This is a genomic window from Streptosporangium sp. NPDC001681, assembly GCF_040298085.1.
Lineage (GTDB): Bacteria > Actinomycetota > Actinomycetes > Streptosporangiales > Streptosporangiaceae > Streptosporangium.
The window spans coordinates 23469-48616 of record NZ_JBEOZN010000026.1; the positions used below are offsets into that span (position 1 = coordinate 23469).

Below are 25148 nucleotides of genomic sequence, written 5' to 3' on the forward strand. Positions count from 1 at the left end.
CCGCTTCGTATATCTCCTCGTCCAGCACTATGCCGAGGGTGATCTCGGTCGGTTTCATGTCACCCACGTTGGCCGATCCTCTGGTCTCCGACTGGGTTTCCGTCTTCCCCCAACGCGGGGAACACGGAAACCCAGTCGGCTCGCGCCATGCTGACCGCTGCCAGTAAGCGATCACTGTGTTGCGACGATCCCTCGAATGCGCCCGCGGCCGGGGGCTTTTCGTGTCTCACCGGCCTATACGCAGCCGGGCCCGCCCAACTCGCTGCCGGTGGCCTGATCGGCCGGTGCGAAGGACGGGGGCGCACTCGCGGACGGTCCCAGGCCCCGGCTGCGCGCGCCGGGGCTCCTTCGTTTTCTCACCCGGTGTTAACGGTCGCCTCAGGATCGCCCAAGGTCACCTGATGACTCTGGGGCCATGAGAGAACCGAGCCCTCACCCCGGGAGAGCAGCGTGAAGCAGGCGACAGCGCCGGCGCGCACCCGAACGGTCGAGATCGTGGTCCCCGTCCACAACGAGCAGCGGGTGCTCGACGAGAGTGTCCGCCGCCTGCACGCCTACCTCACGGGAACCTTTCCCTACGGCTTTCGCATCACGATCGCCGACAACGCCAGCACCGACGCCACCTGGCAGATCGCCACCGACCTCAGCCGCGAGCTGTCCGGCGTGCGCGTCCTGCACCTCGACGCCAAGGGCCGGGGCCGGGCACTGCGCAGGGCATGGTCGGCCAGTGACGCCGACGTGGTCGGCTACATGGACGTGGACCTCTCCACGGACCTGGACGCCTTCCTGCCGCTGGTGGCCCCGCTGCTTTCCGGCCACAGCGACCTGGCCATCGGCACTCGGCTGTCTCGGGGGGCCAACGTCGTCCGCGGGCCGAAACGGGAGTTCATCTCGCGGACGTACAACCTGCTGCTCCGCTCGGCGATGGGGGCACGGTTCTCCGACGCGCAGTGCGGTTTCAAGGCGGTGCGCACCGAGATCGCGCAGGCGCTGCTCCCCGCGGTCGAGGACGAGGAGTGGTTCTTCGACACCGAGCTGCTGCTCCTGGCCGAGCGGCACGGTCTGCGCATCCACGAGGTGCCCGTCGACTGGGTGGACGACCCCGACAGCCGCGTCGACATCGTCAGAACCGTCAGGGACGACCTCAGGGGGATGGCGAGGGTGGCGCGGAAGACGTTGTCGGGGGCGGCCAGGATCCCGGTCCCGCCGCGGGTGCGGGCGGCGCGGCTGCCCGGGGGCATGGCCCGCCAGCTGCCGAGCTTCGCCGTCATCGGCGTGGTCTGCACCCTGGCGCACCTGGCCCTGTTCGTTACCCTGCGCCTGGTGATGCCCGCCGTCGTGGCCAACGGGGTGGCCCTGCTCGTCACCGCGGTCCTCAACACCGCGGCCAACCGGCGCTTCACCTTCGGCGTCACCGGCCGCATCGGAGCCCTCCGTCACCAGCTCGAAGGCGGCCTGGCCTTCCTCGTCGGCCTGTCGCTGAGCACCGGCGGCCTGGCCCTGCTCAACCTCGTGGCACCCGCGGCGTCCACCGCCGCGGAGGTCGCCGCGCTCGTGACGGCCAACGCCGTCGCCACCCTCGTACGTTTCCTGATGCTCCGCACCTGGGTCTTCAACCCCCGCCGCGCCAAGGAGAACAGCCGATGACCACCCACACCTCGCCGGACGCGGTGCTGCCGACTTCGGGCGGGCGGCACACCGCCGGGCAGGGCGGGGTGCGGCGGGTGTTCCTCGGCGCCCAGGGCGACCCCCGCTGGGCGCGGCCCGGCCTGTGGGGGATGCTCGCGCTGGCCACCGTCCTGTACGTCTGGGCGCTGGGGCGCAACGGTCACGCCAACGAGTACTACTCCGCCGCGATCCTGTCGGGCACCCAGAGCTGGAAGGCGTTCTTCTTCGGAGCCCTGGACGCGGGGTCGTTCATCACCGTGGACAAACCACCGCTCGCGCTCTGGGTGATGGGGCTGTCCGCGAGGATCTTCGGGTTCGGCACCTGGAGCATGCTCCTGCCCCAGGCCGTCGCCGGGGTCGCCGCCGTCGCCGTGCTCCACTCGGCGGTGCGAAGAGCCATGCCCGGCGGGTACGGCCACGTCGCCGCACTGGTCGCGGCCCTGGTGATGACGCTGACCCCGATCACCGTGGCCATCAACCGGGACAACAACCCCGACACCCTCCTCGTCCTGCTGCTGGTGCTCGCGGCCTGGTTCTGCCAGGAGGCGGTACGCACCGGCCGGATGCGTGCGCTCGTCGTCTCGGCGGTGCTCGTCGGCCTGGCGTTCAACACCAAGATGCTCCAGGCCTACCTGGTGCTCCCGGCCTTCGCCCCGCTCTACCTGGCCATGGCTCCGGGGGCGCCGCTCCGCCGTCTCGGGCACCTGCTCGCCGCGGGCGCCGCGCTGGTGGTCTCCAGCGCCTGGTGGATGGTGATCGTGGACCTGTGGCCCGCGTCGAGCCGCCCCTACATCGGCGGCAGCACCGACAACTCCGTCCGGGACCTCGTCATCGGCTACAACGGCCTCGGACGGATCTTCGGCAACGGCGGGGGCCGGGCCGGGGGTGGCATGGGGTTCGGCGGTGAGGCGGGCGCCGGGCGCCTGTTCAACGACATCATGGCCGGGCAGATCTCCTGGCTGCTGCCCTTCGCCGTGATCGCCCTGGTCGCCGGCCTGGCCCTGACCGCCCGCGGCCCGCTCCGCGACGCCAGGATCGCCCTGCTGCTGTGGGGCGGCTGGCTCGTGGTCCACTACGTCGTGTTCAGCTTCTCCAGCGGCACCTTCCACCCGTACTACTCCACCGCGATGGCCCCGGCCGTCGCCGCTCTGACCGGTCTCGGCGGGGTGCTCGGCTGGAGGGCCTACCGGCACTCCAGGGCGTGGTCGTGGGTGCTGCCCGCGGGGATCGCGGTCACCGGGGCGTGGGCGTTCACCGTGCTGCACCGCAGTACGGACTTCGTGCCCTGGCTGGCCTGGGCGGTCGCCGCGATCACGGTGACGGCGGTCGCCGGGCTGTTCCTGGCCCGCCTGGGGCCGCGGCTCCGGCTGCGGATCGCCGCCGTTGCGCTGACGGCCGGGCTGGCCGCCGGCCTCGCCGGTCCCGCCGCCTACGCGCTGACCCCGCTCGGCTCGGCCGTCAACGGCACCAACCCCACCGCGGGTCCCGCGGGGAGCGGCGGCTTCGGCGGCATGCGGGGCGGCTTCCCCGGAGGCGCGAGAGGAGGGGGCGCCGAGGGTGACGGCGGACCTCCCGGTGGCGTACCGGGACAGAACTCGCAGCAGGGGGTGACCGGTGACGCCGTTCCGCGGACGCGCTACGGCCTCCCGGCCGGAGGCGGCATGCGTGGTGGCGGCCCCGGCGGTGCCATGGACCGGCAGATGATCGAATACCTGAGGAGGAACCGGGACGGCGCGACCTGGCTGGTGGCGGTGAGCAGCGCGCAGGGCGCCTCCTCGGCCATCCTGTCGACAGGGCTGCCCGTCATCGCGATGGGCGGCTTCACCGGGAGCGACCCCGCCATGACCGTGGACCGGCTCAGCGGGCTCGTCTCCTCGGGGCGGCTCAGGTACGTGATGACCGGAGGCGGCCGGGGCGGGCCCGACGGGGGCGGGTCCCAGGTGACCGAGTGGGTGCGGGCCAACTGCACGGCGGTCAAGGCGTCGGAGTACGGCGGCTCCACCGACCAGTCCCTGTACCGCTGCGGCTGAGCCGGCGGGCCGGCCTGTCTGCCGGGCGGCCGGAGCCGTGCCGCTCCCGCTCTCCTCGCCCGTACGACAGGGGCGAAGTCATTGACTGATTGACCAATCAGTAGTATGGAGGCGGTGTGCCCGCGCTGCTGTAGTCTTGCGCCGTGCACAGCGGAGGAGGGGCGCGCAGCAGCCGCGCCGACCAGGCCGACCAGCGCCGAGCGGAGCTCCTTGAAGCCGCCAGGCGGGTCGTGCTCGAGCGCGGGCTGGCCAGTACCCGTGTCGCCGACATCGCCAAGGCGACGAACGTGAGCGGTGGCCTGATCCACTACCACTTCGCCACCAAGGACGATCTCATCACCGAGATGCTCCGCAGCACCAGCGACTCGGAGATCCAGCGGCTGAAGGAGATCGTCGCGGGCCCCGGCACCGCCGTCCAACTCCTCGACCGTGTCCTGCGCTTCTACATCCCGGCCTCCCGCTCCGACCAGAGCTGGATCCTCTGGGTCGACGCCTGGGCCGTGGGAGTGCGCGAGGAGCACGTCCGCACCATCCTGCTGGAGCTTGAGGGCGCCTGGATCGAGATCCTCAGCCAGGTGATCTCCGCCGGCGTGGCCTCGGGTGAGTTCACCTGCGACGACCCCCTGGGCTCGGCCGAGCGGATCGACGGCATGCTCGACGGCCTCGTGGTCCGGTACACCCTGCACACCGGCAACATGTCGCGGAGCCGGATGCTCCATCACGCCAGGGTCGCCGCCGCCAGGGAGGTCGGCCTGCACCTCTCGGACTTTCCCGACGAGCCGGCCGAGGCTTCGTAGCGGCGGGCCGGGCGGGGGAGACCCCGTGGCCGCCGGGTCAGACCTGGGGGGTGGGCAGGGCCGCGAGGAGGAAGGCCAGCCGCGCCGCGGCACCGTCGATGTTCTCGCTGGTGCCGAGCCGGTAACCCCACGAGGTGATGAAACGGCCGTCCTGGGAGCAGGTCACGGTCTCGGCCAGGGTGCTGCTGAAACGGTTGCGGACGTACACGTACGCGGGATCACCGAACGAGATCCGCTGTACGGAAAGGTCGGCGTGCAGTCGTATCGCAGCAACGAACCTCTCCAGACAAGACAGCGTGTCCAGCATCGTGCGTCACCTCCGTCTCGACAGAGAATTGCACGATCTTGGGATGCTAATCAAGCAATTGCGGTGTTTACTCCCTCGGCTGCCCGGAGAAATCGTTGAGTACTCGGACGATCACCGATCTGGCGTCCTCCCCGAAGGCCGCGACCTCGCAGAGTTCCTCGAAGGTCCGCGCGTAGAAGGCGACGTCGTCCGGGTCGCGGAGAAGCAGGTCCCTCGTCCTGGTCGGCACCGCGACATGGTCGTCGTCGTACATCCAGAAACCGTTGAGCGGTGCCGAGGGCAGGGGCGCCTCGAAGGGGATCACACCGAACTCCACGTTCGGCAGCGCGGTCACCGCCAGTAACCGGTCGAGCTGCCCGCGCATCACGTCCAGCGGGGCCAGCCGGTAGCGCAGCACCGCCTCCGGCAGGACGAACCTGAACCGCCTGCTCTGGTCGTAGAGGATGTCCTGGCGCCGCATACGGACCCGGATGGCCGCGTCGATCTCGTCGGGGGACAGGTAGAGGCGCTTGATCCGAGTGAAGATGCTCCGGGCGTACTCGGTGGTCTGCAGCAGGCCGATGACCACGCCGGGCTCGAACACCCGCAGCAGCGTGGTCCGCGCCTCCATGTCGCGGACGTCCTCCTGGAGGGCGGCCAGCCCGCTGCGGTGCCGCTGCCGCCAGGAGTCCTGGCGATCCAGGAGGCCCAGTGCCCGCTCCACCAGCTCCTCGACCACCTCGGGGGAGGCGTCTGTGGCCTGCGCCCACTGGACGATGTCGTCCTCGGTGACGGCCTGGCGGGCGTTCTCGATCCGGGAGACCTTGGAGGCCTGCCACCTCAGCCGTTCGGCCAGTTCCTTGCCCGACAGATGAGCGGTCTCCCGCAGGTGCCGCAACCGCGCGCCGAGTTCGGTTCTGGCCTGTTGGAACCCGCTCACACGATCTCCCCGGCCGCTCTCGCCCGCCTGTTCCTCCCGCGGGTTCACGTCATCCCCCGCGTGGTGCGCACGAGGCTAGACCCGAGCATGTGGATCAAGCCAGAGAGCACTCCTAATCGTGACCAATATTTACAGAAAGTACCCGGCGTGCGATGTCCACGAGCAACTCGCGGGGCACCTCGACGGCGGTTTCACCCTCCAGGACGTGGCGCAGGTCGGCCAGCGCCTCCGCGTCGGTCACCCGAAGGCCCTGCACCACGACGGTCCCGCGATCGGTCTCGTAGAGGGAGGGGCAGGCGCCCGCTTCGGAGGTTGAACCAAGGAACCGGAGGCGCATGACTGAATCCTTCCCCGAACCACACTCACGGAGCAATTGCGAGCAATCCTAGAGTTTGGAGGGTTGCATGAAGGTTTCAAGCACCAGATAACGCACATTCCACTTATTTCGCCTTATGTCACATGAACGTGCGGGCGCGGGCGAACAGGTTCAGCGTGGTCGCGTGGAGCAGATCCCCGAGTTCCCTGGGCGCCTTGCCCGCGCACGCGCGAGCGTGCGTGCCCTCCAGCACGATGCCGAGCTTGAAGCAGGCCAGCACCGCGTACCAGTCGACGGCGGACAGATCGCGGTCGGACAGGGCCGCGTAGCACTCGACGAGCTCGGCGGCCGGGGCCAGCCCGGTGACGCCGCCGGAGATCACGCCCACGCCGTCGGCGGTCGGCCAGGTCGCCAGTAGCCACCCCAGGTCCAGCAGCGGGTCGCCCACCGTGCACATCTCCCAGTCGACGATCGCGGCCACCCTGGGCCCGTCACCGGCGAACATGAGGTTGGCCAGGTGGTAGTCGCCGTGCATGATCCCCGGGGTGAACTCCTTCGGCCGGTTGCGCTCCAGCCAGCCGGCCGTCTCCGCCAGTCCGGGGATGTCGGGCCCCGGATACCCGTCCAGTGCCCCGTAGCCGTCCAGTTCGCCCATCCAGCGCGGTACCTGCCGCTCCAGGAACCCGTCGGGGCGGCCGAACCCGTCGAGCGCGCCGTGGTCCACCCGCCCGAGGTCGGCCAGCGCCGAGGCCGCCTCCAGGCCCATCCGGTACCGGATCGCGGGATCGCTCGCGTGCGGCTCGGGCAGCCCGACCGTGGGGTTGAAACCCTGGACCGGTTCCATCAGATAGAAGACCGCGCCCATGACGCTCTCGTCGGTGCAGGCCGCGACGAGGCGCGGCGCCGCCACCGGCGTGTCGCGCAGCACCGCCAGCACCCTCGCCTCCCGGCGGAGTACCTCGTTGCTCCTGGCGCGCGGATGCAGCGGCGGCCTGCGCAGCACGTACTGAGCCCCACCCCGCTCGAAGCGGACCATGACGTTCTGCGTTCCGCCCGCCACGGGCGCGACCCGCTCGAACGGCCCGTGGGGCAGCCCCTGCGCGTCCATCCACGCACCGAGCACGCCGAAGTCGATCACGTTGACGTCGATGTGCGCGGCCGTCATGCATCCTCCTTGACCGAATTATATTCTAGTCAGAGTGAATCTATGATCTCCGCCCGCGACGGTCAATACCGTCCATACCGCGACGGCCGTTCCGATCGGGGGATCACAGCAGGCGCCGCGGGATGTCGGCGAGTACGGCGCGGAGTTCCTCACCGAGGGCCTTGGCCTGGGCGTCGAGGCGAGGACTGGCGGCCACGCCCCGGCCGAGGAGGCCGTGGACGACGAAGTTGAGGGCGAGCAGGTTGGGCAGCTCGAAGCGCTCGACGTTCAGCTCCGCGGTGCAGGGCAGGAGCCCGGCCAGGCGCTCGACCGTCAGGTAGTCCTCCAGCCACCCGAACTGCTCGGCGGTGCGGACCCAGACCCCCAGGTTGGCGTTGCCACCCTTGTCCCCGGACCGGGCACCCACGATCGAGCCCAGCGCGACCCGCACCGTCCCGCCGTCGCCGTCCGCGCCCCGCGGGCCGCCCGGCGCGCCCCCCGCCGGTGCTCCTGGGCGCGTGACCGGGGGAGGGGGAGCCTGCCCGGACCGCCCCCGCTCGCCGTCCCCCGACGCGTCCGGCACCGTGGGGAGCTCGCGGCCGTCGAGCCAGACGCGGGCCCGCACCGCCTCCGCCGGGACGAGTGTGGGCCAGTAGACCCCGTACGGCGAGGCGTCACCGGGAGGGGTCAGCCCGTAAAAACCGGGGTAGCTCGCCAGGCCGGTCTCGACCACGGCCGAGGAGAAGACGCGTCCGGCCCTGCGCCGGTCGGCGTCCATCACGGTGACGCGCAGCAGGGCGGTTCCCGCCAGCGGGGTGAGCTCGACGTGGACCTCGTCGAACGACTCCCTCGGCACCCGGGCCCAGATGGCCTCCTGGGCGAGCTCGGCCTTGGCCTCGATGTCCAGGCCGGTCAGGACGAGCGTCATGGTGTTGCGGTAGCCCGCCAGGTAGTTGACGGCGACCTTGAGCGTGGCGGGCGGGGCCTCGCCGCGCACCCCCGAGACGCGGACCCGGTCGGGGCCCTGCTGCTCCAGCCGGATCGTGTCGAAGCGCGCGACCACGTCGGGGCCGGGATAGCGAGGTGAGGCGATCTCGTACAGCAGCTGCGCGGTGACCGTGCCGACCGAGACCAGCCCCCCGGTCCCGGGATGCTTGGTGACCACGCTGGAGCCGTCCGCCTCCAGCTCCACCAGCGGGAACCCGCAGCGCGCCAGGTCGGGCACCTCGCCGAAGAACGCGTAGTTACCGCCGCTCGCCTGGCAGCCGCACTCGATGACGTGCCCGGCGACCACGGAGCCGGCCAGCGCGTCGAGATCGCCGGGCCCCCACCCGTACCGCCAGATTCCCGGCCCTGTGACCAGGGCGGCGTCCGTGACGCGGCCGGTCACCACCACGTCCGCCCCGGCGGACAGGGCGGCGGCGATCGGGCGGCCCCCCAGGTAGGCGTTGGCGGTCAGGGCGGGCGCGGGCAGCGGCTCGCCGGTGTCGGCGTTCGGCGCTCCGCCCAGGTCGTGGCCGGTGAGGTCGTCACCGGTGACGTGGGCGACCCGCACCGGCAACCCGAGGCGTGCCGCCAGCTCGGTCACCGCCCCGGCGCACCCGGCGGGATCCAGGCCGCCCGCGTTGGAGACGATCTTGATGCCGCGTTCCAGGCAGGTCCCGAGGACCTCCTCCAGCTGCTTGAGGAAGGTCGGCGCGTAGCCGGGGCGGCCCTTGAGCCGGTTCCCGGCCAGGATCAGCATGGTCAGCTCGGCGAGCCAGTCGCCGGTGAGCACGTCGATCGGGCCGCCCTCCACCATCTCCCTGGCGGCCGACAGCCGGTCGCCGTAGAAGCCGGAGCAGTTGGCGATACGCAACATCGGATCTCCTCGGGCGGGTATCGGCAGGCGGTGTCAGCCCGCCTCGGAGGCGGGGATCCAGGACGCGGGCCGCTTCTCCATGAAGGCGGCGATCCCCTCCTGTCCCTCGGCGGAGGTGAAGCGCCGGGCGGACAGCTCGGCCATCTGGCGCATGCCCTCCTCGACACTCAGCTCGGGCACGGTCCGCACGAGCTGCTTGGTGAGAGCGAGCGACTCGGGGCCGCCGCGCAGCAGCATGCCGGTGTAGTGGGCGACCGTCGCGTCCAGCTCCTCCTCGGGCACGGCGCGGGTGAGCAGCCCGATCTCCCTGGCGCGGGCGGCGTCGAACGTCTCCCCGGTGAGCAGGTACTCGGCGGCGGCGCGCGGGTCGAGCCGCCGCAGCACGGTCACCGAGATCATCGCGGGCACCACGCCGAGCCGCACCTCGCTGAAGGCGAACGACGCCGAGTCGGGGGCGATCGCGAAGTCGCAGGCCGCCACCAGACCGAGCCCCCCGGCCCTCGCGGTGCCGTTCAGCCTGCACACGACCGGCTTCGGGCTCTCCCAGATCAGGCTCATGATCTCCGGAAACGACGCGGTCACCGGCGCCTCGTGCGCGCCACGGGGGGTCACCCGCTGCTCCTTCAGATCGGCGCCCGCGCAGAACACCGGCCCGGTCCCGGTGAGCACGATCACCCGGACGCTCTCCTCGGCCAGCGCCCAGTTGAGCCGGTCCTCCAGATCGCCCAGCAACCGCACCGACAGGGCGTTGCGGTTGCGGGGGGAGTCGAGGGTGATCGTCGCCACCCCTCCGGACACCTCCCCGTGCACCAGGCGCTCCACCGGCCAACCCCCATCGGTTCTCATCTGAATCCTTCCAGCCGCAAGACCCCGTACTCCGGCTCCGGAGAGCCCGGGGAGGGGATCAAGTCTGCTCCTCGATCACGACCAGCACGAACCCGGCCTCGACCTGGCGGCCCGGCGCCACGTTCACCGCCGCCACCGTGCCCGGTGCGGGTGCGGTGATCCGGTGCTCCATCTTCATGGCTTCGAGCACCACGACCACCTGCCCCCCACCGACCCTCTCGCCGGGTTTGACGTCGATCCGCAGCACGGTACCGGGCATGGGTGCCAGCAGGGAGCCGGGGAGCACCTGCTCCACCGGCGCAGGCAGGCGCTCCAGCGGGGTGAGCCGTACGGAACCGAGCGGGGAGTCCACGTGCGTCACGCCGTCGTAGCGGGCCACGGCGAACCTGTGCCGCACGCCGGAGGTCTCCAGTACGACGAGCGAGGGCGTCGCGCCGACCAGAACGGTATCGGGGAACCCCTCGGCACGCAGGCCGGCCCTGGTGATCCGGTAGGAGATCTCCGTCTCCGCGAACGCGGTGCGCTGCGGCTGCGACACCACGTTGCGCCATCCGCTCGGCAGTCCCACCTGCACCGTCGCCGCCGCGCGGTTGGCCGACGCCCCCGCGAGCGCGGCGGCGAGGGCGGACAGGCGCACGGCCCCCGGCCCGGCTCCGGCGGCCTGCCGTCCGGGCGCCGACCCGGTGAGGCCGTGTTCGGTCAGGAAACCCGTATGGGTCTCCCCGGCGAGGAACGCCGGATGGCGCAGGACCTCGACCAGCAGGTCCCGGTTGGTGACGGGGCCGTGGATCCGCGCGCCCGCCAGCGCGAAGGCCAGCCTCCGCACGGCGTCGGAGCGACTCGCGCCGTAGGAGACGACCTTGGCGAGCATCGGGTCGTAGTGCACCCCGATCACCGAGCCGTCCTCGACGCCGGAGTCCAGCCGCAGTCCGTGCCGCCCGCCGGACGCGGGCGCGAAGCGGGAGTCCACGCCGGGGATCTCGAGGCGGTGCAGGGTGCCGCTCTGCGGGAGCCAGTCGCGGGCCGGGTCCTCGGCGTATAGGCGCGCCTCGACGGCGTGCCCGGACGGCTCGGGCGGTGACGCGGGCAGCCGGGCGCCCTCGGCGATCCGCAGTTGCAGCTCGACGAGGTCGACGCCGTAGACGCACTCGGTCACCGGGTGCTCCACCTGCAGGCGGGTGTTCATCTCCAGGAAGGCGACCGTGTCGCCCCTGACGAGGAACTCGACGGTTCCGGCGCCGACGTAGTCGATGGCCCGCGCGGCGGTGACCGCCGCGTCGCGCAGCCGCGCCCGCGTCACCGGGGAGATCGCCGGGGAAGGGGTCTCCTCGATCACCTTCTGGTGCCGCCGCTGGATCGAGCACTCCCGCTCGCCCAGCGCCCACACCGTCCCGTGCCCGTCGGCCAGGATCTGCACCTCGATGTGCCGGGCGCCCTCCAGCAGGGGCTCGACGAACACCGTGCCGTCCCCGAACGCCGACGCGGCCTCGGCGCGCGCCGACTCGACCGCCTCCGGCAGGTCGCCGGTCAGCCGTACGACGCGCATCCCGCGCCCGCCGCCCCCGGCCGACGCCTTCACCAGCAGGGGAAGGGGGCCGCCCATCGGGGTGAACACGGCGTCCAGGTCCCGTTCCAGGTCGTCCGTCGAGTGGCCGGGACCCGTGGTGAATCCCGGCAGCACCGGGACCCCCGCGGCCGCCATCAGCTCCTTGGCCTCGATCTTGGAGCCCATCGCGGCGATGGCGTCGGCCGGTGGACCGACCCAGGTCAGGCCGGCGTCCCGCACGGCCCGGGCGAAGGCGGCGTTCTCCGACAGGAAGCCGTAGCCGGGATGGACCGCGTCCGCCCCCGATCTGCGGGCCGCGTCGATGATCTTCTCCACCGACAGGTAGGTGTCGGCGGGTCTGACACCGCCGAGCCGCACCGCGTGGTCCGCCTCGGCCGCGTGCGGGGCGTCGGCGTCGGCGTCGGAGAAGACCGCGACGGTCTCGATGCCGAGGTCGCGGCAGGTACGGAAGACGCGGCGGGCGATCTCACCCCGGTTCGCGACGAGCAGGCGGCGGATCGGCGAGGCGGTCACGGGCATGTTCGCGGGCATGTTCGCGGGCATGGTCACATCCGGAAGACGCCGAAGCCCGCGGGCTCCGGGGCGGGGGCGTTGTGTACGGCGGACAGGCACAGGCCCAGGACCGTCCGGGTGTCGCGGGGGTCGATCACCCCGTCGTCGTAGAGGCGGCCGGAGAGGAAGAACGGCAGCGACTCGGCCTCGATCTGCGCCTCGACCATCCGGCGCATCGCCGCGTCGCCCTCCTCGTCGTAGACCTGCCCCCGGGCCTGGGCCGCGGCCCTGCCGACGATGGACAGCACTCCGGCGAGCTGGGCGGGCCCCATGACCGCCGACTTCGCACTGGGCCAGGAGAACAGGAAACGAGGGTCGTAGGCCCGGCCGCACATGCCGTAGTTGCCCGCTCCGTACGAGGCGCCCATGACGATCGTGAGGTGCGGGACCGTCGAGTTGGACACCGCGTTGATCATCATGGCGCCGTGCTTGATGATGCCGCCCTGCTCGTAGTCCTTGCCGACCATGTAGCCGGTGGTGTTCTGCAGGAAGACCAGCGGTGTGCGGGCCTGGCCGGCGAGCTGGATGAACTGCGCGGCCTTCTGCGCCTCCTCGCTGAACAGTACCCCCCGGGCATTGGCCAGTATCCCGATCGGGTAGCCGTGCAGGCGGGCCCACCCGGTCACCAGGCTCCCGCCGTACAGGGGTTTGAACTCGTCGAACTCGCTGCCGTCCACGATCCGCGCGATCACCTCGCGCGGGTCGAACGGGATCTTCAGGTCCTCGGGTACGATGCCCAGCAGCTCGTCCTCGTCGTACAGCGGGTCACGCACGGCCCCGGCGGAGGCGCCGAGCCTTCGCCGGTTCAGGCCCCTGACGATCTGCCGCCCGATCCGCAGCGCGTCGTGCTCGTCGGCGGCCAGGTAGTCGGCCAGCCCGCTGACCCGGGCGTGCATCTCGGCACCGCCCAGCGACTCGTCGTCGGACTCCTCCCCGGTGGCCATCCTGACCAGCGGCGGCCCTCCGAGAAAGACCTTCGCCCCCTCCTTGACCATGACCACGTGGTCGCTCATCCCCGGTACGTACGCCCCGCCGGCGGTGGAGTTGCCGAAGACCAGGGCGATCGTGGGGATCCCGGCCGCCGACAGGCGGGTCAGGTCGCGGAAGATCCGGCCGCCGGGGATGAAGATCTCCTTCTGGGTCGGCAGGTCGGCCCCGCCGGACTCCACCAGATTGATCAGCGGCAGCCGGTTCTCGAAGGCGATGTCGGCCGCCCTGAGCGTCTTGCGCAGCGTCCACGGGTTGGACGAGCCGCCCCGCACCGTCGGGTCGTTGGCGACGAGTACGCACTCGACGCCCTCGACCACCCCGATCCCGGTGACCACGCTCGCCCCCACGGGGAAGTCGCTGCCCCAGCCCGCCAGCGGTGAGAGCTCCAGGAACGCCGAGTCGGGATCGACGAGCAGCTCGATCCGTTCCCTGGCCAGCAGCCTGCCCCGCGCGCGATGCCGGTCGACGTACTTCTCGCCGCCGCCGGCCACCGCTCTGGCCTGCTCGGCGTCGAGCTCGGCCAGCTTGGCGAGCATCGCCTCGCGCCGGGCCAGGTAGTCGTCACCGGAGGTGTCCAGCCGGCTCACGAACCCGCCTCCTTTGTTGACGTTGGCGTCATGTTGTTGCCCCGGCTCGCGGGCGTCAGGCCGATGGCCCGGGCCCAGAGCGTGGAGAGCATGGTTACGGCGGTCCGCTCGTCGGCGTGCTCGCCGAGGTCGAGCCAGACGTGGGCGAAGTGCTCGACCATCCCGCCCAGCATCACGGCGGTCAGCCGGGGGTCCAGCGACGGATCGGCCAGACCCTGCTCCTGCAGGCGCCGCAGCCCCTCCGCGCCGCGCCGCACGAAGACCTCGCGCAACTCGAGCAGGAGGCCGCGGAACCCCTCGTCGGCGATCGCGACCTGCTCCAGCATCCTTACCAACCGGGAGTTGGTGGCCCAGGCGCGCAGGTAGAGCAGGTTGGCGGCCTCGATGCGGGCGTACGGGTCGTCGGGAGCGCTGGGCCCGACCACGTTGGCGGTGAACATCTCGCCCACCACGGTGGCCGCCACCTCACGGAACAGCTCCTCGCGTGAGCCGAAGTAGGTGTAGAAGGTGCCGTGTGAGACACCGGCGCGCGCGCAGACGTCGTCGACACGCACGGCGTCGTAGCCTCGCTCCTCGAACATCTCCCGTCCGGCCTGGACGAGCGCCGCTCGCGTGCGCCGGCCCCGGGTGCTGAGCGTCTCAGACTTGACGATCACGTCAGTTACGGTAACCCAGAACCCATGCGCCTGCCAGAGGCCGGGATGGATTCGATGTCGCCCTCACCCCGGCGAGGCCGCCGCTGCCGGCTCCGACAGCGCCGGAGCCGTCCCGCCCGTCGACACCGCTGATCGAGCCCGGCTCTGACCGAATTCAGATCGCGGTCAGGTCCACGGTGACCCGCGCCGCCGGTACGGGTCGCGCCCGGTGCCAGGAGGTTCCAGCCCATAGGTGCAGCGCCTCGGCGTCCCCCTGTGCCGCGGCGGCGCGCCGCAGCGGCGCCGTCAGGTGATGGACCTGCGGATAGGCCGCGGGCGCCCGGCCGGAGTACTCCGTCATGAACCGGTTGACCAGGCCACGCGCCGGACGTCCGGTGAAGGCCCTGGTCATGGCGGTCCGGGTGAAGCGCGGATCGGTCAGCGCCGCGCGGTGGACCGCGCCGGTGCCGCTCTCGGGACAGAGGAGGAAGGCGGTGCCCGCCGCGGCCGCGACCGCTCCCGCGGACAGGACCCGGGAGACGTCGGCGGCCGAGGCGATACCGCCGGCCGCGATGAGAGGAAGCCGTGACACCTCACGTATCCGGAGCAGCAGGCGGTCCAGGCCCATTCCTTCCGCGTCCGTGTTGGCGAACGACCCCCGATGCCCGCCCGCCTCCTCTCCCTGGACGCACAGCACGTCGGCGGCCGAGGCCAGCCGGGCCTCGGCCACCGACGTCACGGTGACCACCACCGCGGTCCCCTTGCGGCGGAACGCCCGGACGAGTTCGTCCTCGGGACAGCCGAACGTGAATCCCACCACCGCGGGCGGATCCGCGAGCAGATCCTCGATCTTGGCCGTGAAGTCGTCGTCGCCGCCGCGCGGGACCCCGAGCTCGGTACCAAGCCGCCGCGCCTCCCCCTCGATGGCTCGCGCATAGGCGCCGAGTTCGGCCTGATCGGCCTCGTCGGCCGTAGGCATGAACACGTTCACTCCGAACGGACGAGACGTGAGTTCGCGCGTCCGCTCGATCTCCTGCCGCATCTGCGCGGCCGTCTTGTAACCGGCCGCGAGAAATCCCAGACCTCCGGCGCCGGACACGGAGGCGGCCAGTTCGGGCGTGGACGCCCCGCCGGCCATCGGAGCCTGGACGATCGGCAGCCTGGACGGCCACGGCATCGGGTCAGGCATCGGTTTCTCCTCTCGGCACTCCATGGTCTGGAAAACCTATGCCGCCGATCAGCACATCCCACTCGCGGGTTCACGGTAAATCCAGATCAAGTACCTGGCGCGCCAGGTACCCGGCAAACGCCACTGCGCGCAGGTCAGGACGGCCGTATCCATGGCCTTGAAGACATACCCCGGCGTCTCCGAGCGGAGCCGCCTGGAGATCTCCTGCCGACTCCGGGCCGGCCGGACGCCGGGGTCGTCCTGGTCGTGGGCGGGACGCTCACGCGGTGGACGAGGTGCGGCGGCGACGTCACGCGGGCCACCGAGGAGTATGCGACAGCCCTCGTGCTCAACCGCAGTGGCTCCAGCCGCTCTTCCAGGACAGCGACCCGTGCGAGCCTCCCCAGATGACGCACTTCTTGGCCCCGGACAGGCGTACCGGGCCCGCGTAGACGGTGAACTTGCCGGGGTTGCTCCCGCTGGAGCCGCCCTGCACCTGAAGTGTCGCGTTCATCGAGATCTTGGCGGGGATCACGTACCTGGACATGGTGACGACGCAGTTCTTACCCGCGGCGGAGCTGTAGAGCAGGTAGATCGTCGCGACGCTGCCCAGGGCTTTGGAGTTGATGACCTTGTAGCCGCTGCCGCAGACGCCGGTGGCCGTATAGGGGTTGGGTTTCTGAGGGGCGGGACTCGGCTTGGCCGTGGTGGTGGGCTTGGCCGTGGTGGGCTTCACCGTCGAGGTCGGTCGCGAGGTGGCGGTGGGCTTGGCCGTCGGCTCGGGAGCCGATGAGGGCTTGATGATGCCGCTCGGCTCCGCCGAGCCCGGTTGCTCCACCGGCGGGGTGGGCCTGGCGGTGGTGGCCGCCGGGCTGGAAGTCCGGGAGGGGGGCCTGCTCGGCTTCCCCGTCGGCGCTCCCGCAGCGCGGCTCGGGTTCTCGGCCGGTCGGGATGACGGCCGCGCGATCGGCCGGGACGGGTGGGGCGTGATCGTGAGGAGTTCCTCGTTCTCCGGAGGCCGGGAAGCCTTTTTCCCGGCCGTGGGCGGATCGCCGGGAACGGTCGTCGGGTCGGGGCCCGGGGTCTCCGCCGCGGTGGATGCCGCTCCGGCTCGCGCCATCGTGGCCTTCTCGTCGTTCTGCAGGACCACCACGGTCCCGGCGGTCACGCCGAGCGCGGCCACGACCGCCACCCCGGTGAGCAGGAGCCCCACAGGCCCGCGCGGCTTCCTCCCACCAGGCTCCCCGGCCCGCCCGGGGCCGTCCTGTCCCGGCGCGGTGCCTCCCGGTCCGCCGTGTCCCGGCCCTACACGTCCCGGCGCGGTGCCTCCCGGTCCGCCCGTCGGCGGTCCGTCCTGACGCTGCCCGCCCTGTCGCGTGGCCGCCGCGGGCACGTGACCGGGACCGGGCACAGGGCCGGGGAGGGGGGCCGGACGCCGGACCGGGGTGGTGGGGGCGGTGCCCATCAGACGGTTGACGAGTTGCTCGGCGGTGGGGCGCAGTGCCGGGTCCTTCGACAGGCAGGCCGTGACCAGCTCGCGCAACTCTCCCTCCAGCGCGCCCAGTTCCGGCTCCGTGTTCAGGATCCGGTTGATCACGACGGGGATGGAGTCCTGGCCGAACGCGGGCCTACCGGTCGCGGCGAAGACCATCGTGACGCCCCAGGCGAACACGTCGGCCGCGGGTGTCACCTCGCCCGCCCCGAGTTGCTCGGGCGCGAGATAGGAAGGGGTGCCCATCGCGACCCCGGTCGCGGTCATCCCCGGGGAGTCCAGCGCCCTGGCGATGCCGAAGTCGATCACCACCGGGCCCTCGGGACCCATCAGCACGTTGGCGGGCTTGAAATCACGGTGCAGGATGCCCGCGCGGTGGATCGCCGACAGCGCGGTGGCGGTACTGACGGCGAGACGTTCCAGGGAGGCGCCGCGCCGCGGCCCCTGGCTGTCGACCAGCTGGCGCAGGGAGGGGCCGGGGACGTACTCGCTCACGATGTACGGACGGCTGCCGGCGAGGTCGGCGTGGAGCACGGAGGCGGTGCAGAACCGGGCCACCCGTTGCGCGACCGACACCTCGCGCAGGAAGCGTGCCCTGGCCTCGGGGTCGCCGACCAGTCCGTGGTGGAGAAGCTTGACGGCGACCTGCTCGCCCTCAGGCCCCCGCCCGAGGTAGACGATCCCCTGCCCGCCCTCTCCAAGCCGTCCGGTCAGCTCGAACGATCCCAGGCGTGGGGGATCCTCCGTTGTTAGTGGTTCCACCAGCATGCCCCCCGACAAAACCCAAAAAAATGGTTTATGTGGGGCAGAACGCTACCAGCGTGAGAGGGGAGCGAACGGCTATGGAGATCCGGGGAGCCGCGGAATCCCGTGCTCGGTCTGACGGGAATCCGCGGAGGTCCCATCTCTTGCCCTGGTGGGGCGGGATCCGCGGGGTTCCCGCCCGGCGTGGTGGGAACCCGCTCAGATGGCCTTGCCGGGGTTGAGGATGCCGAGCGGGTCGAAGACCTGTTTGATCCCGCGGTGGATCTCCTCGGTGACCGGCCCGGTCTCCATGGACAGCCAGCGCTGTTTCAGCAGCCCGACGCCGTGCTCGCCGGTGAGCGTGCCTCCCATCTTCAGGGTCTCCCTGAAGAGCTCGTCGGCCGCCGCCCACACCTCGGGCGGCGGTTCGCTCAGGGTCCTGTCGAAGACGAAGACGGGGTGCAGGTTGCCGTCGCCCGCGTGGGCGACCGTGGTGATCAGCACGCCGTGCTTGGCCGCGATCGCCTCGATCTTCTCGATCATGTCAGGCAGCAGGGAGCGCGGTACGCACACGTCCTCCACCAGGCACTTGCCCAGCCGCTCCTTGGCCTCGTACGCCATCCGGCGGACCTCGATCAGCTGCTCGGCCTCCTGCGCCGACGACGACACCGCCACGAAGGCCGCGCCGCTGGCGGTGCAGAGTTCCGCCATGCGCTCGGAGACGGCCGGGCCGTCCACCGCGTCCGACTGCGCGATCAGCATCGCCCGGGTCGACTCCTCCAGCCCGATGTTCCGCCAGTCGTCGATGGCCTTGAGCGTGTTCCGGTCGAGCAACTCCAGCAGGGACGGCTGGCACCCGGCCGCGATGATCGCGGAGACGGCGGCGGCGGCCTCCCTGAGGGAGGCGAACTCGGCCGCGATCGTCGCCGGGTAGACCGACGGCGCTCTGCGCAGCCGCACCGTCGCCGCGGTGATGACCCCGAGCGTCCCCTCGGAGCCGACGAACAGGCCGGTCAGGTCGTACCCCGTCACGCCCTTCACGGTGCGCCGACCGGTGTTGATCACCCGCCCGTCCGCGAGCACGACCTCCAGGCCGAGCGCCGAGTCGCGGGTCACGCCGTACTTCACGCACCGCAGGCCGCCCGCGTTGGTCGCCAGGTTGCCGCCGATGGTGGAGATCTCGTAGGAGGAGGGGTCGGGGGCGTACATCAGCCCGTGCTCGCGGGCGGCCCGGTCCAGGTCGGCGGTGATGACCCCCGGCTCGACCACGGCTATCTCGTCGTCGGGGGACAGCTCCCTGATGGCCGCCATCCTGTGCAGCGCCAGCACGACGCACCCCTCGACGGCGGTCGCCCCGCCGGCCAGGCCGGTCCCGGCACCCCGGGGCACCACGGGGACCCGGTACCGGGTGGCCCATCTCATCACGGCGACCACGTCGTCCCTGGTGTGCGCGAGCACCACGGCCAGCGGTTTGCCGGGCTCAAGAAAGGTTCGATCCCGGGCGTAGGAGTCGGTCACGTCGGAGTCGGTCAGCACCTTCTCCGGTGCGAGCGCGGCAACAAGTTCGGAGATAGCGGTCACAAGTGGACTGTACGGCCTGGCGCCGAGCGAGTGTTCGGCGGTACGCCGAACCCTCCATACGCCAATTCCGCACCTCAAAGGGCTTTTGGAGGCAGTTTCCGGCGGCGCCGAGCCGGAGCGTAGTGAAAATCACCACCATTCCCAGTAAAAGACACTTTATTTCATTTTTACAACATCATTTGGCGTCTTGACTCTGGCTTTACCTTCTCGTCTAACGTCCCGGTTCGGCGCGCTCATCCGGCGCGCCGGAAATGTCCGCATCCGGTAAACCCGGGTGCAGGGAGGGGACACGTTGTCCGGCAGAGTCAGCAGAGGAGGCGCTCCCAGACGCCTTCTCGCGATGGTTCCCGTGCTCGGCCTGGCCGTCACGGGACTGGCTGTGAGCGGTGCGTCGGCCGATAGCGACTCCTCGGTCGCGCGTTACCAGCCGACCGCGGCCGACTACTACATCAACTACGCGCCGCCCAGGGACGAGCCGGAGGTCGGCGACCCGGCCGTGCCGTCGGCCAAGGCGCGCAAGACCGGTCCGTCCAGGAAGATCGACCGGAAGTACTCCGAGGGCAACCCCGTCGCCGCGCGGGTGCTGGCCGCCCGCGAGGCCGAGGCGATCAGGACGGGGCTCAACCCCGCGGACCTCCTCTTCAAGAAGGCGAAGACCCCCAAGACGGCCAAGCTCCTCACCCTGCTGGTGGAGTTCAACGACCAGGCGAACGACGACTTCTCCGGATTCTCCCGTCCGGCGAGCGTGACCAGCGAGGACCCGGCCGAGTGCGTCACCGAGCCGCCGGGCACGCGGCTCAACGGCCCGCTGCACAACAAGATCCCCAACCCGGCCACGCTGTCCCACAAGGACAACAACAGCTTCTGGGTGCCCGACTTCAGCCCCGACCACTTCAACAAGATGCTTTACAGCACCGGGGGCATCACCCAGCGCGTCCGCACCGACCTGACCGACCCGCGGGACGGCCGCAAGGGCATAGACATCTCCAAGCACACCCTGAAGAACATGTACGAGGAGATGTCCAAGGGCGCCTACACGGTCACCGGGCAGGCAAGCCCGTGGATCAAGGTCCCGCACTCTGAGGCATACTACGGCGCGCGCGCCTGCGGCCAGCCGGTGCAGGACATGAGCGGCCACCCGGACAACCCGCGCGGGGCCGGCCAGCTCGCCATCGACGCGGTGAACGCCCTGGCCGCCGCCGACCCGAACTTCCCGTGGGCCGACTACGACCTCGAGGACGTCGGTGACGCCGACGGCGACGGGAACTTCGCCGAGCCCGACGGCGTGATCGACCACCTGGTCCTGGTCCACGCGGGCAAGGACAAGTCCTCCGACGGCGGCGCCGAGGGCACCTACGCGATCTGGGCACACTCCAGCGCGGTGGCCGGCGGCTACCAGGTGCCCGGCAAGAACGTGAAGATCTCCAACTACATCGTGCAGCCCGAGGACTCCGGCGTCGGTGTCTTCGCCCACGAGTACGGCCACGACCTGGGCCTTCCGGACCTCTACGACACCAGCGGCCAGGCGTCCTCCGCGGTGGACTTCTGGGACCTGATGTCCAGCGGATCGCACAGCGGCCCGATCTTCCAGTCGATGCCCACCCACATGAGCATCTGGAGCAAGTGGGTCCTCGGCTGGGCCAACCCCAAGGTCTTCAACCCCGGTGACCGCGCCCGCGCGGTGACGATCGGCCAGGCCTCGCGTACGCCCAAGCTCACCGAGGACGGCGTCCGGGTGAACCTGGACAGCCCGCCGGTCACGATGGTCGAACCGCACAGCGGCACCAAGACGCTCTGGTCCAACTTCGACCAGGAGTGGGCCAACGTCAAGATCGCCCGCGACGTTCAGGTGCCCGCGGGGACCGACCTGAAGTTCTGGCTCTGGAACAACTACGAGATCGAGGACGACTGGGACTTCGGCTTCATCGAGACCTCCGTCGACGGCGGCACCACCTGGAGCCAGCAGAAGGTCTACACCGACGGCGGAGCCCTGGTCTCCACCGACGACGCCTACACCGACCCCAACGGGAACCTCGCCGCGTTCGGCGGCAAGAAGTACGGCCTCACCGGCGCCACCGGCGGCTGGCGGCACGACTACGTCGACCTCACGCCGTTCGCCGGCAAGAACATCAAGCTCCGCCTGACCTACAACACCGACGCGGCCTACACCCCGCGCGGCTGGCACGCCGACGACTTCGCGCTCACCAACGGCACCCAGACCGTCTGGAGTGACGACCTGGAGGGCGGCCTCAACGGCTGGACGGCCACCGGCGGCAGCTTCAACAACACCAACGGCCAGGGCTGGGCCCTCAACGACGGCACGCGGGAGGTCTCCCGCTTCTACCTGGCCGAGTGGCGCAACCTCGACGGGTTCGACAAGGGCCTGCAGTACACCTACACCACCAACTACTCGCGTGACGGCGCGTGGAAGGTGGAGAAGGTCAAGTACAACGCCCCCGGCATGCTCGTCTGGTACCGCGACTCGAACTACACCAACAACTCGGTGGCCAACAACCTCGAACTGGCGCCGAGCATCGGTTCCAAGGGCAGCCTGATCCTGGTCGACTCCCACTTCGACCCGCTGCGGCGGACCGGCGTGGCGGCCACGAAGGATCCCACCACGCTCAAGAACATGTCGGGACGCGTGCAGAGCTCGAACGCCGCCTTCTCCTTCGCCAAGACCTACCCCTTCACCGATTGCATCGAGGGGCCGGACGAGCCCTTCAGCACGTACTGCACCAAGGTGGACGGGCTGAAGGGGGTCTCGGAGTTCACCGACGCCAAGACCTGGTACCCCGGCTTCGAGGCGCGCGGCACCAGCCTGTACTACCGCGACTTCGACGCCTCGACGGTCGTACCGTCGGCGGGCGACCAGCCGTACAGCACCCGGGTCGTCAACGCCGACGGCACCCCCGCCAACGACTGGTACGGGACCGACATGGGCGGCGGCCACGTCCTCGGCTCCGGAAACCCCGGTGACGAGGGCAAGGCGCTGGGCGTGAAGCTCAAGCTCGTCACCCCGCTGCCGGGTAACCTCGGCGCGATCGTTCAGGTCACCCCGCCCAAGAAGTAAACCCCGCAGGAGTATGGCCCCGCTGTCACCGACGGCGGGGCCATACCATTTGAACGGGCAGGCACCCGATCGGATAGGGGCAGCGTGGGAGAGCTTCGAAGCAAGGCCGAGCACACCGAGGCCATCAGGACCGAGGGCAGGGTCTGCGTGGTCGTCAACACGCGCTCGCGCCGAGGCCGGCGCCACTACCCGGAGGTGGTCCGCGCGCTGCGGGCCGAGAGGTTCGGATCGATCCGCTTCTTCCCCGTGGAAGATCCCAAGCGTCTGCGCGCCATCATCGAGGAGGCCCTGGCCGCGGGGCCCGACCTGCTCGTCGTGGGCGGTGGCGACGGCACGCTCAGCTCCGCCGTCAAGCACGTCGCCCACCGCGACGTCGCCCTCGGCGTGCTGCCCCTGGGCACCACCAACAACTTCGTCCGCAGCCTCGGCGTCCCCCTCGACCTCGCCGGAGCCATCGAGGTGCTGCGCACCGGCAAGGTCGCGGACATCGACCTGGGCATCGCCGGAGACCGCGAGTTCGCCAACCTGGCCAGCTTCGGGGTGTCGGTGGAGGTGGCGGGCAAGGTCAGGCACGGGGTGAAACGCCTCCTCGGCCGCGCGGCCTACCCGCTCACGGCACTGACGGTCCTGCCGGGCCACCGGCCGTTCCGGGCCTTCCTCACCGTGGACGGCCGCCGCCACGAACTGCTCACCCACCAGCTCAACATCGCCAACGGCCGCTTCCACGGCGGCTGGCAGGTCGCCAAGGACATCAGCATCGACAACGGCCGCCTGGTCGCCTACCAGCTCGGCTCGGGCAAGCGGCTGCGCCTGCTGGTGGAGACCATGATCCGGGCCGGCAGCGGCCGCTGGCGCAGCCTCGCGGGAGGTCCCTTCGTGGTGGGGCGCGAGATGCACCTGGAGACCGACCCGCCGCTGGCCGCCGACGTCGACGGCGAGGTCCGGCTGATGACCCCCATCACGATCCGCACCGTCCCCAACGGGTTGCGGGTGATGGTCCCCGACGACTTCGTCGACTCCTGAGCCGCGTTCAGTCCTGCCGGGCGGGCAGGTCGGGCAGGTCGTCGGTCCAGCCGATCCGTTCGTACGCGGTGAACGAGGTGACCTTGTAGGTCCGCCCGTCTTTGAGCCGGTCGAGGCCGTCCTGCTCCCGCGACAGCGGCAGCCCGCTCGACACGTCGATCACCAGCCGGTTGGTTCCGTAGACCTTGCTCTCGCCCTGTGGCGTGGTGGTGCTGACCGGGTAGGAGATCGCCTGACCGACTCGGCCGAGCCCGTCGACGACCTTCCCCTCCGACGTCATCCCCGGCAGGGAGGCCAGCAGCCGATAGGCCGCCGCGCGGGTCCCGGGGGAGACCGGGAGCGAGGTGATGATCCTCATGCAGTCCTCCAGCAGCCACGGCTCCACCTGCTTCTCGGCCTTCTCGGCCCCCGGCCACTTGGCGGTGAACTCCTTGCCGCGCCCGTTCAGGTAGATCCTCAACTTCTCCGGGGTGTCCGGTATCGCGCGCACCTCGGCCCAGGTGAGCAGTCCCTTGGTCAGGTGGCCGGCCGACCCCTTCCACTTGCCGCGCAGGCGGAACGCCTCCCGCTCTCCCGGTTCGGACTCGATCCTGTCCTCGGCGGAGACGTAGCCGCCCGTCAGCGCGCCGTCCGCGAACAGCCAGCGGTCAGGGGAGCCGTCCTTCCGCCAGGCCGCCTCGTCCTTGGGAGTCGCCGGTTTGGCACCGAGGTACTGGCTGATCCTCCAGCTCTGCCCGTCGCGTGCGCGTGACAGCCACATCTCCTCGGCGTGACTCTGCAGGATGAGATAGCCGGCATTCGGCGCGACGCGCTGGTTCCCCCGGACGGTGCGGGTGACCCAGTAGGCACCCTCCGCCGGTGCCCTGGTCGCCGCGGTGGCCGCGGCCAGCAGGACCTGTCTCGCCTCGGCCCCGGTGTCCTGCGGGCCAGGGGCGGGCAGGTGAGGGAGCGGCGTCGGCGAGGCGGCGGTCGACGAGGTGATCACCAGGGCCGCGGCCGCGGCCGTCCCGGCCACCCCCATCCCCAGGGCCGTCCACCAGGCCGCCCTGCGGCCCCGCCGTGCCTGCAGGAGCCCTCGGCCCCCGGGCGGCTCCTGAGACGACGGCATGGCGGCCAGGAGCCGGTCCCGGCCCGCCGCGATCACTTCGTGGGACGGTTCCGGCTCCGCGAGCAGGTCCCGGACCGCGGTCAGGTCATCCATCGGAGCCTCCGATCATGGGATTGACGCCGCCCAGCGCCGCGCGCAGCTTCCTGCGCACCCGGTTGAGCCGGGAGCCGACGGTGCCGAAAGGGATGTGGAGGATCTGTGAGACCTCCTCGTAGCTGAGATCGGCGAGCGCGACCAGCAGCAGCACGTCGCGGTCGCCGTCGGAAAGGCCGCTCAACGCCGACGCGAGCGGCCCCCGCACGCCCGCGGCGGCGAGGCGGGTGGCCACCCGCTCCTCGTATCCCTCGTCGACCTCACCGTCGACGGATGCCCGCTGGAACGCCTCCAGCCTGCGTGTCTCGCTCCTGCGGTGCTGGGCGACCAGGTTGGTGGCGATGCCGTACAGCCAGGGCCGCACCGTCCCCCTGGTGGGGTCGAACGTCTCCCGTCTACGGAACGCCACCAGGAAGGTCTCGGCGGCGACGTCGTCGGCGATCTGCGAGCCGAGCCGTCCGGCGGCGTAGCGGTGGATCTCGACGAAGTAGCGGTCGTAGAGCATCGCGAACAGGTCGGGACGGTGCCGCGACCGTTCTATCAGCGCGGCGTCGTCGACTCTCGTCGGCGCATCAGGGGGAGCGGCCATGTGCCGGGTGTCCCTTCTATGGGTTACACCCCTACTCCGTCGCGGGCCCGGTTCGCCT

At 70.9% G+C, this 25148-nt stretch carries 19 protein-coding genes; 5 read left to right on the plus strand and 14 right to left on the minus strand.

The genetic code is table 11. The features are described 5' to 3' along the window. Positions 1 to 450: 450 nt before the first annotated feature. The 3 genes from ABT130_RS14730 (at position 451) to ABT130_RS14740 (ending at position 4495) form a co-directional block, all read left to right on the plus strand. Complete coding sequence (locus ABT130_RS14730) at positions 451 to 1647, plus strand: bifunctional glycosyltransferase family 2/GtrA family protein (protein WP_350955825.1); 1197 nt, start codon at positions 451 to 453, stop codon at positions 1645 to 1647. Further along, positions 1644 to 3698 (plus strand): mannosyltransferase YkcB-related protein, encoded by a 2055-nt coding sequence (locus tag ABT130_RS14735; RefSeq protein WP_350955827.1) that lies wholly within the window; start codon positions 1644 to 1646, stop codon positions 3696 to 3698. Before ABT130_RS14730 ends, ABT130_RS14735 begins: the two co-directional genes overlap by 4 nt. Positions 3699 to 3841: 143 nt before the next feature. Then, the gene (locus ABT130_RS14740) at positions 3842 to 4495 is read left to right on the plus strand and encodes a TetR/AcrR family transcriptional regulator (RefSeq protein ID WP_350928713.1); all 654 of its coding nucleotides are present in this window, start codon (positions 3842 to 3844) and stop codon (positions 4493 to 4495) included. A 37-nt stretch (positions 4496 to 4532) separates the two neighbouring features. Here ABT130_RS14740 and ABT130_RS14745 read toward each other — a convergent pair whose 3' ends face one another. The 12 genes from ABT130_RS14745 to ABT130_RS14800 all read right to left on the minus strand — a co-directional run bounded on the left by ABT130_RS14745 (position 4533) and on the right by ABT130_RS14800 (position 19204). Next, entirely contained in the window at positions 4533 to 4802 is a 270-nt protein-coding gene (locus ABT130_RS14745; RefSeq protein ID WP_343976512.1) for a hypothetical protein, read from the minus strand. A gap of 67 nt (positions 4803 to 4869) precedes the next feature. Then, entirely contained in the window at positions 4870 to 5721 is an 852-nt protein-coding gene (locus ABT130_RS14750; RefSeq protein WP_350955829.1) for a helix-turn-helix domain-containing protein, read from the minus strand. 112 nt (positions 5722 to 5833) lie between these two features. Beyond that, on the minus strand, positions 5834 to 6058 hold the full coding sequence (locus ABT130_RS14755) for a hypothetical protein (RefSeq protein WP_030908087.1): 225 nt from the start codon (positions 6056 to 6058) through the stop codon (positions 5834 to 5836). A gap of 118 nt (positions 6059 to 6176) precedes the next feature. After that, on the minus strand, positions 6177 to 7202 hold the full coding sequence (locus ABT130_RS14760; RefSeq protein WP_350928721.1) for a phosphotransferase family protein: 1026 nt from the start codon (positions 7200 to 7202) through the stop codon (positions 6177 to 6179). Between the two features lie 103 nt (positions 7203 to 7305). Further along, positions 7306 to 9042, minus strand: coding sequence for an acyclic terpene utilization AtuA family protein (locus ABT130_RS14765; RefSeq protein ID WP_350955831.1), 1737 nt, complete (start codon positions 9040 to 9042; stop codon positions 7306 to 7308). Between the two features lie 33 nt (positions 9043 to 9075). Further along, positions 9076 to 9888 carry an enoyl-CoA hydratase-related protein gene (locus ABT130_RS14770; protein ID WP_350955833.1) on the minus strand — a complete coding sequence of 271 codons (813 nt, stop codon included), beginning with the start codon at positions 9886 to 9888 and terminating at the stop codon, positions 9076 to 9078. A gap of 58 nt (positions 9889 to 9946) precedes the next feature. After that, the gene (locus ABT130_RS14775) at positions 9947 to 11998 is read right to left on the minus strand and encodes an acetyl/propionyl/methylcrotonyl-CoA carboxylase subunit alpha (protein ID WP_350955835.1); all 2052 of its coding nucleotides are present in this window, start codon (positions 11996 to 11998) and stop codon (positions 9947 to 9949) included. 2 nt (positions 11999 to 12000) lie between these two features. Beyond that, positions 12001 to 13533 (minus strand): acyl-CoA carboxylase subunit beta, encoded by a 1533-nt coding sequence (locus ABT130_RS14780; RefSeq protein WP_350955894.1) that lies wholly within the window; start codon positions 13531 to 13533, stop codon positions 12001 to 12003. A 47-nt stretch (positions 13534 to 13580) separates the two neighbouring features. Further along, positions 13581 to 14240 carry a TetR/AcrR family transcriptional regulator gene (locus ABT130_RS14785; protein WP_350955837.1) on the minus strand — a complete coding sequence of 220 codons (660 nt, stop codon included), beginning with the start codon at positions 14238 to 14240 and terminating at the stop codon, positions 13581 to 13583. Positions 14241 to 14394: 154 nt separating this feature from the next. Further along, on the minus strand, positions 14395 to 15408 hold the full coding sequence (locus ABT130_RS14790) for a nitronate monooxygenase (RefSeq protein WP_350955839.1): 1014 nt from the start codon (positions 15406 to 15408) through the stop codon (positions 14395 to 14397). A gap of 328 nt (positions 15409 to 15736) precedes the next feature. Then, complete coding sequence (locus ABT130_RS14795; RefSeq protein WP_350955841.1) at positions 15737 to 17641, minus strand: serine/threonine protein kinase; 1905 nt, start codon at positions 17639 to 17641, stop codon at positions 15737 to 15739. A 201-nt stretch (positions 17642 to 17842) separates the two neighbouring features. Continuing rightward, positions 17843 to 19204, minus strand: a complete 1362-nt coding sequence (locus ABT130_RS14800) for an FAD-binding oxidoreductase (protein ID WP_350955843.1) — start codon at positions 19202 to 19204, stop codon at positions 17843 to 17845. 340 nt (positions 19205 to 19544) lie between these two features. On the opposite strand from ABT130_RS14800, the gene ABT130_RS14805 reads away from it, so the two are divergent. Together ABT130_RS14805 and ABT130_RS14810 are read left to right on the plus strand one after the other, a co-directional pair. Beyond that, positions 19545 to 22277: an immune inhibitor A domain-containing protein gene (locus ABT130_RS14805; RefSeq protein ID WP_350955845.1), complete on the plus strand. Its 2733-nt coding sequence runs from the start codon at positions 19545 to 19547 to the stop codon at positions 22275 to 22277. A gap of 84 nt (positions 22278 to 22361) precedes the next feature. Further along, on the plus strand, positions 22362 to 23300 hold the full coding sequence (locus ABT130_RS14810) for a diacylglycerol/lipid kinase family protein (protein ID WP_350928739.1): 939 nt from the start codon (positions 22362 to 22364) through the stop codon (positions 23298 to 23300). 7 nt (positions 23301 to 23307) lie between these two features. Here ABT130_RS14810 and ABT130_RS14815 read toward each other — a convergent pair whose 3' ends face one another. Next, positions 23308 to 24501: a CU044_5270 family protein gene (locus ABT130_RS14815; RefSeq protein ID WP_350955847.1), complete on the minus strand. Its 1194-nt coding sequence runs from the start codon at positions 24499 to 24501 to the stop codon at positions 23308 to 23310. Then, positions 24494 to 25090 carry an RNA polymerase sigma factor gene (locus ABT130_RS14820; protein ID WP_350928743.1) on the minus strand — a complete coding sequence of 199 codons (597 nt, stop codon included), beginning with the start codon at positions 25088 to 25090 and terminating at the stop codon, positions 24494 to 24496. The genes ABT130_RS14815 and ABT130_RS14820 overlap by 8 nt, the downstream gene beginning before the upstream one ends. Between the last annotated feature and the right edge of the window lie 58 nt (positions 25091 to 25148).

Excerpts from the sequence above, each read along its gene's own strand:
- ABT130_RS14735 (WP_350955827.1), top strand. The coding sequence starts at position 1,644 with ATGACCACCCACACCTCGCCGGACGCGGTGCTGCCGACTTCGGGCGGG.
- ABT130_RS14745 (WP_343976512.1), bottom strand. The coding sequence starts at position 4,802 with ATGCTGGACACGCTGTCTTGTCTGGAGAGGTTCGTTGCTGCGATACGA.
- ABT130_RS14755 (WP_030908087.1), bottom strand. The coding sequence starts at position 6,058 with ATGCGCCTCCGGTTCCTTGGTTCAACCTCCGAAGCGGGCGCCTGCCCC.
- ABT130_RS14760 (WP_350928721.1), bottom strand. The coding sequence starts at position 7,202 with ATGACGGCCGCGCACATCGACGTCAACGTGATCGACTTCGGCGTGCTC.
- ABT130_RS14765 (WP_350955831.1), bottom strand. The coding sequence starts at position 9,042 with ATGTTGCGTATCGCCAACTGCTCCGGCTTCTACGGCGACCGGCTGTCG.
- ABT130_RS14770 (WP_350955833.1), bottom strand. The coding sequence starts at position 9,888 with ATGAGAACCGATGGGGGTTGGCCGGTGGAGCGCCTGGTGCACGGGGAG.
- ABT130_RS14775 (WP_350955835.1), bottom strand. The coding sequence starts at position 11,998 with ATGCCCGCGAACATGCCCGCGAACATGCCCGTGACCGCCTCGCCGATC.
- ABT130_RS14780 (WP_350955894.1), bottom strand. The coding sequence starts at position 13,533 with ATGCTCGCCAAGCTGGCCGAGCTCGACGCCGAGCAGGCCAGAGCGGTG.
- ABT130_RS14790 (WP_350955839.1), bottom strand. The coding sequence starts at position 15,408 with ATGCCTGACCCGATGCCGTGGCCGTCCAGGCTGCCGATCGTCCAGGCT.
- ABT130_RS14805 (WP_350955845.1), top strand. The coding sequence starts at position 19,545 with ATGGTTCCCGTGCTCGGCCTGGCCGTCACGGGACTGGCTGTGAGCGGT.
- ABT130_RS14815 (WP_350955847.1), bottom strand. The coding sequence starts at position 24,501 with ATGGATGACCTGACCGCGGTCCGGGACCTGCTCGCGGAGCCGGAACCG.
- ABT130_RS14820 (WP_350928743.1), bottom strand. The coding sequence starts at position 25,090 with ATGGCCGCTCCCCCTGATGCGCCGACGAGAGTCGACGACGCCGCGCTG.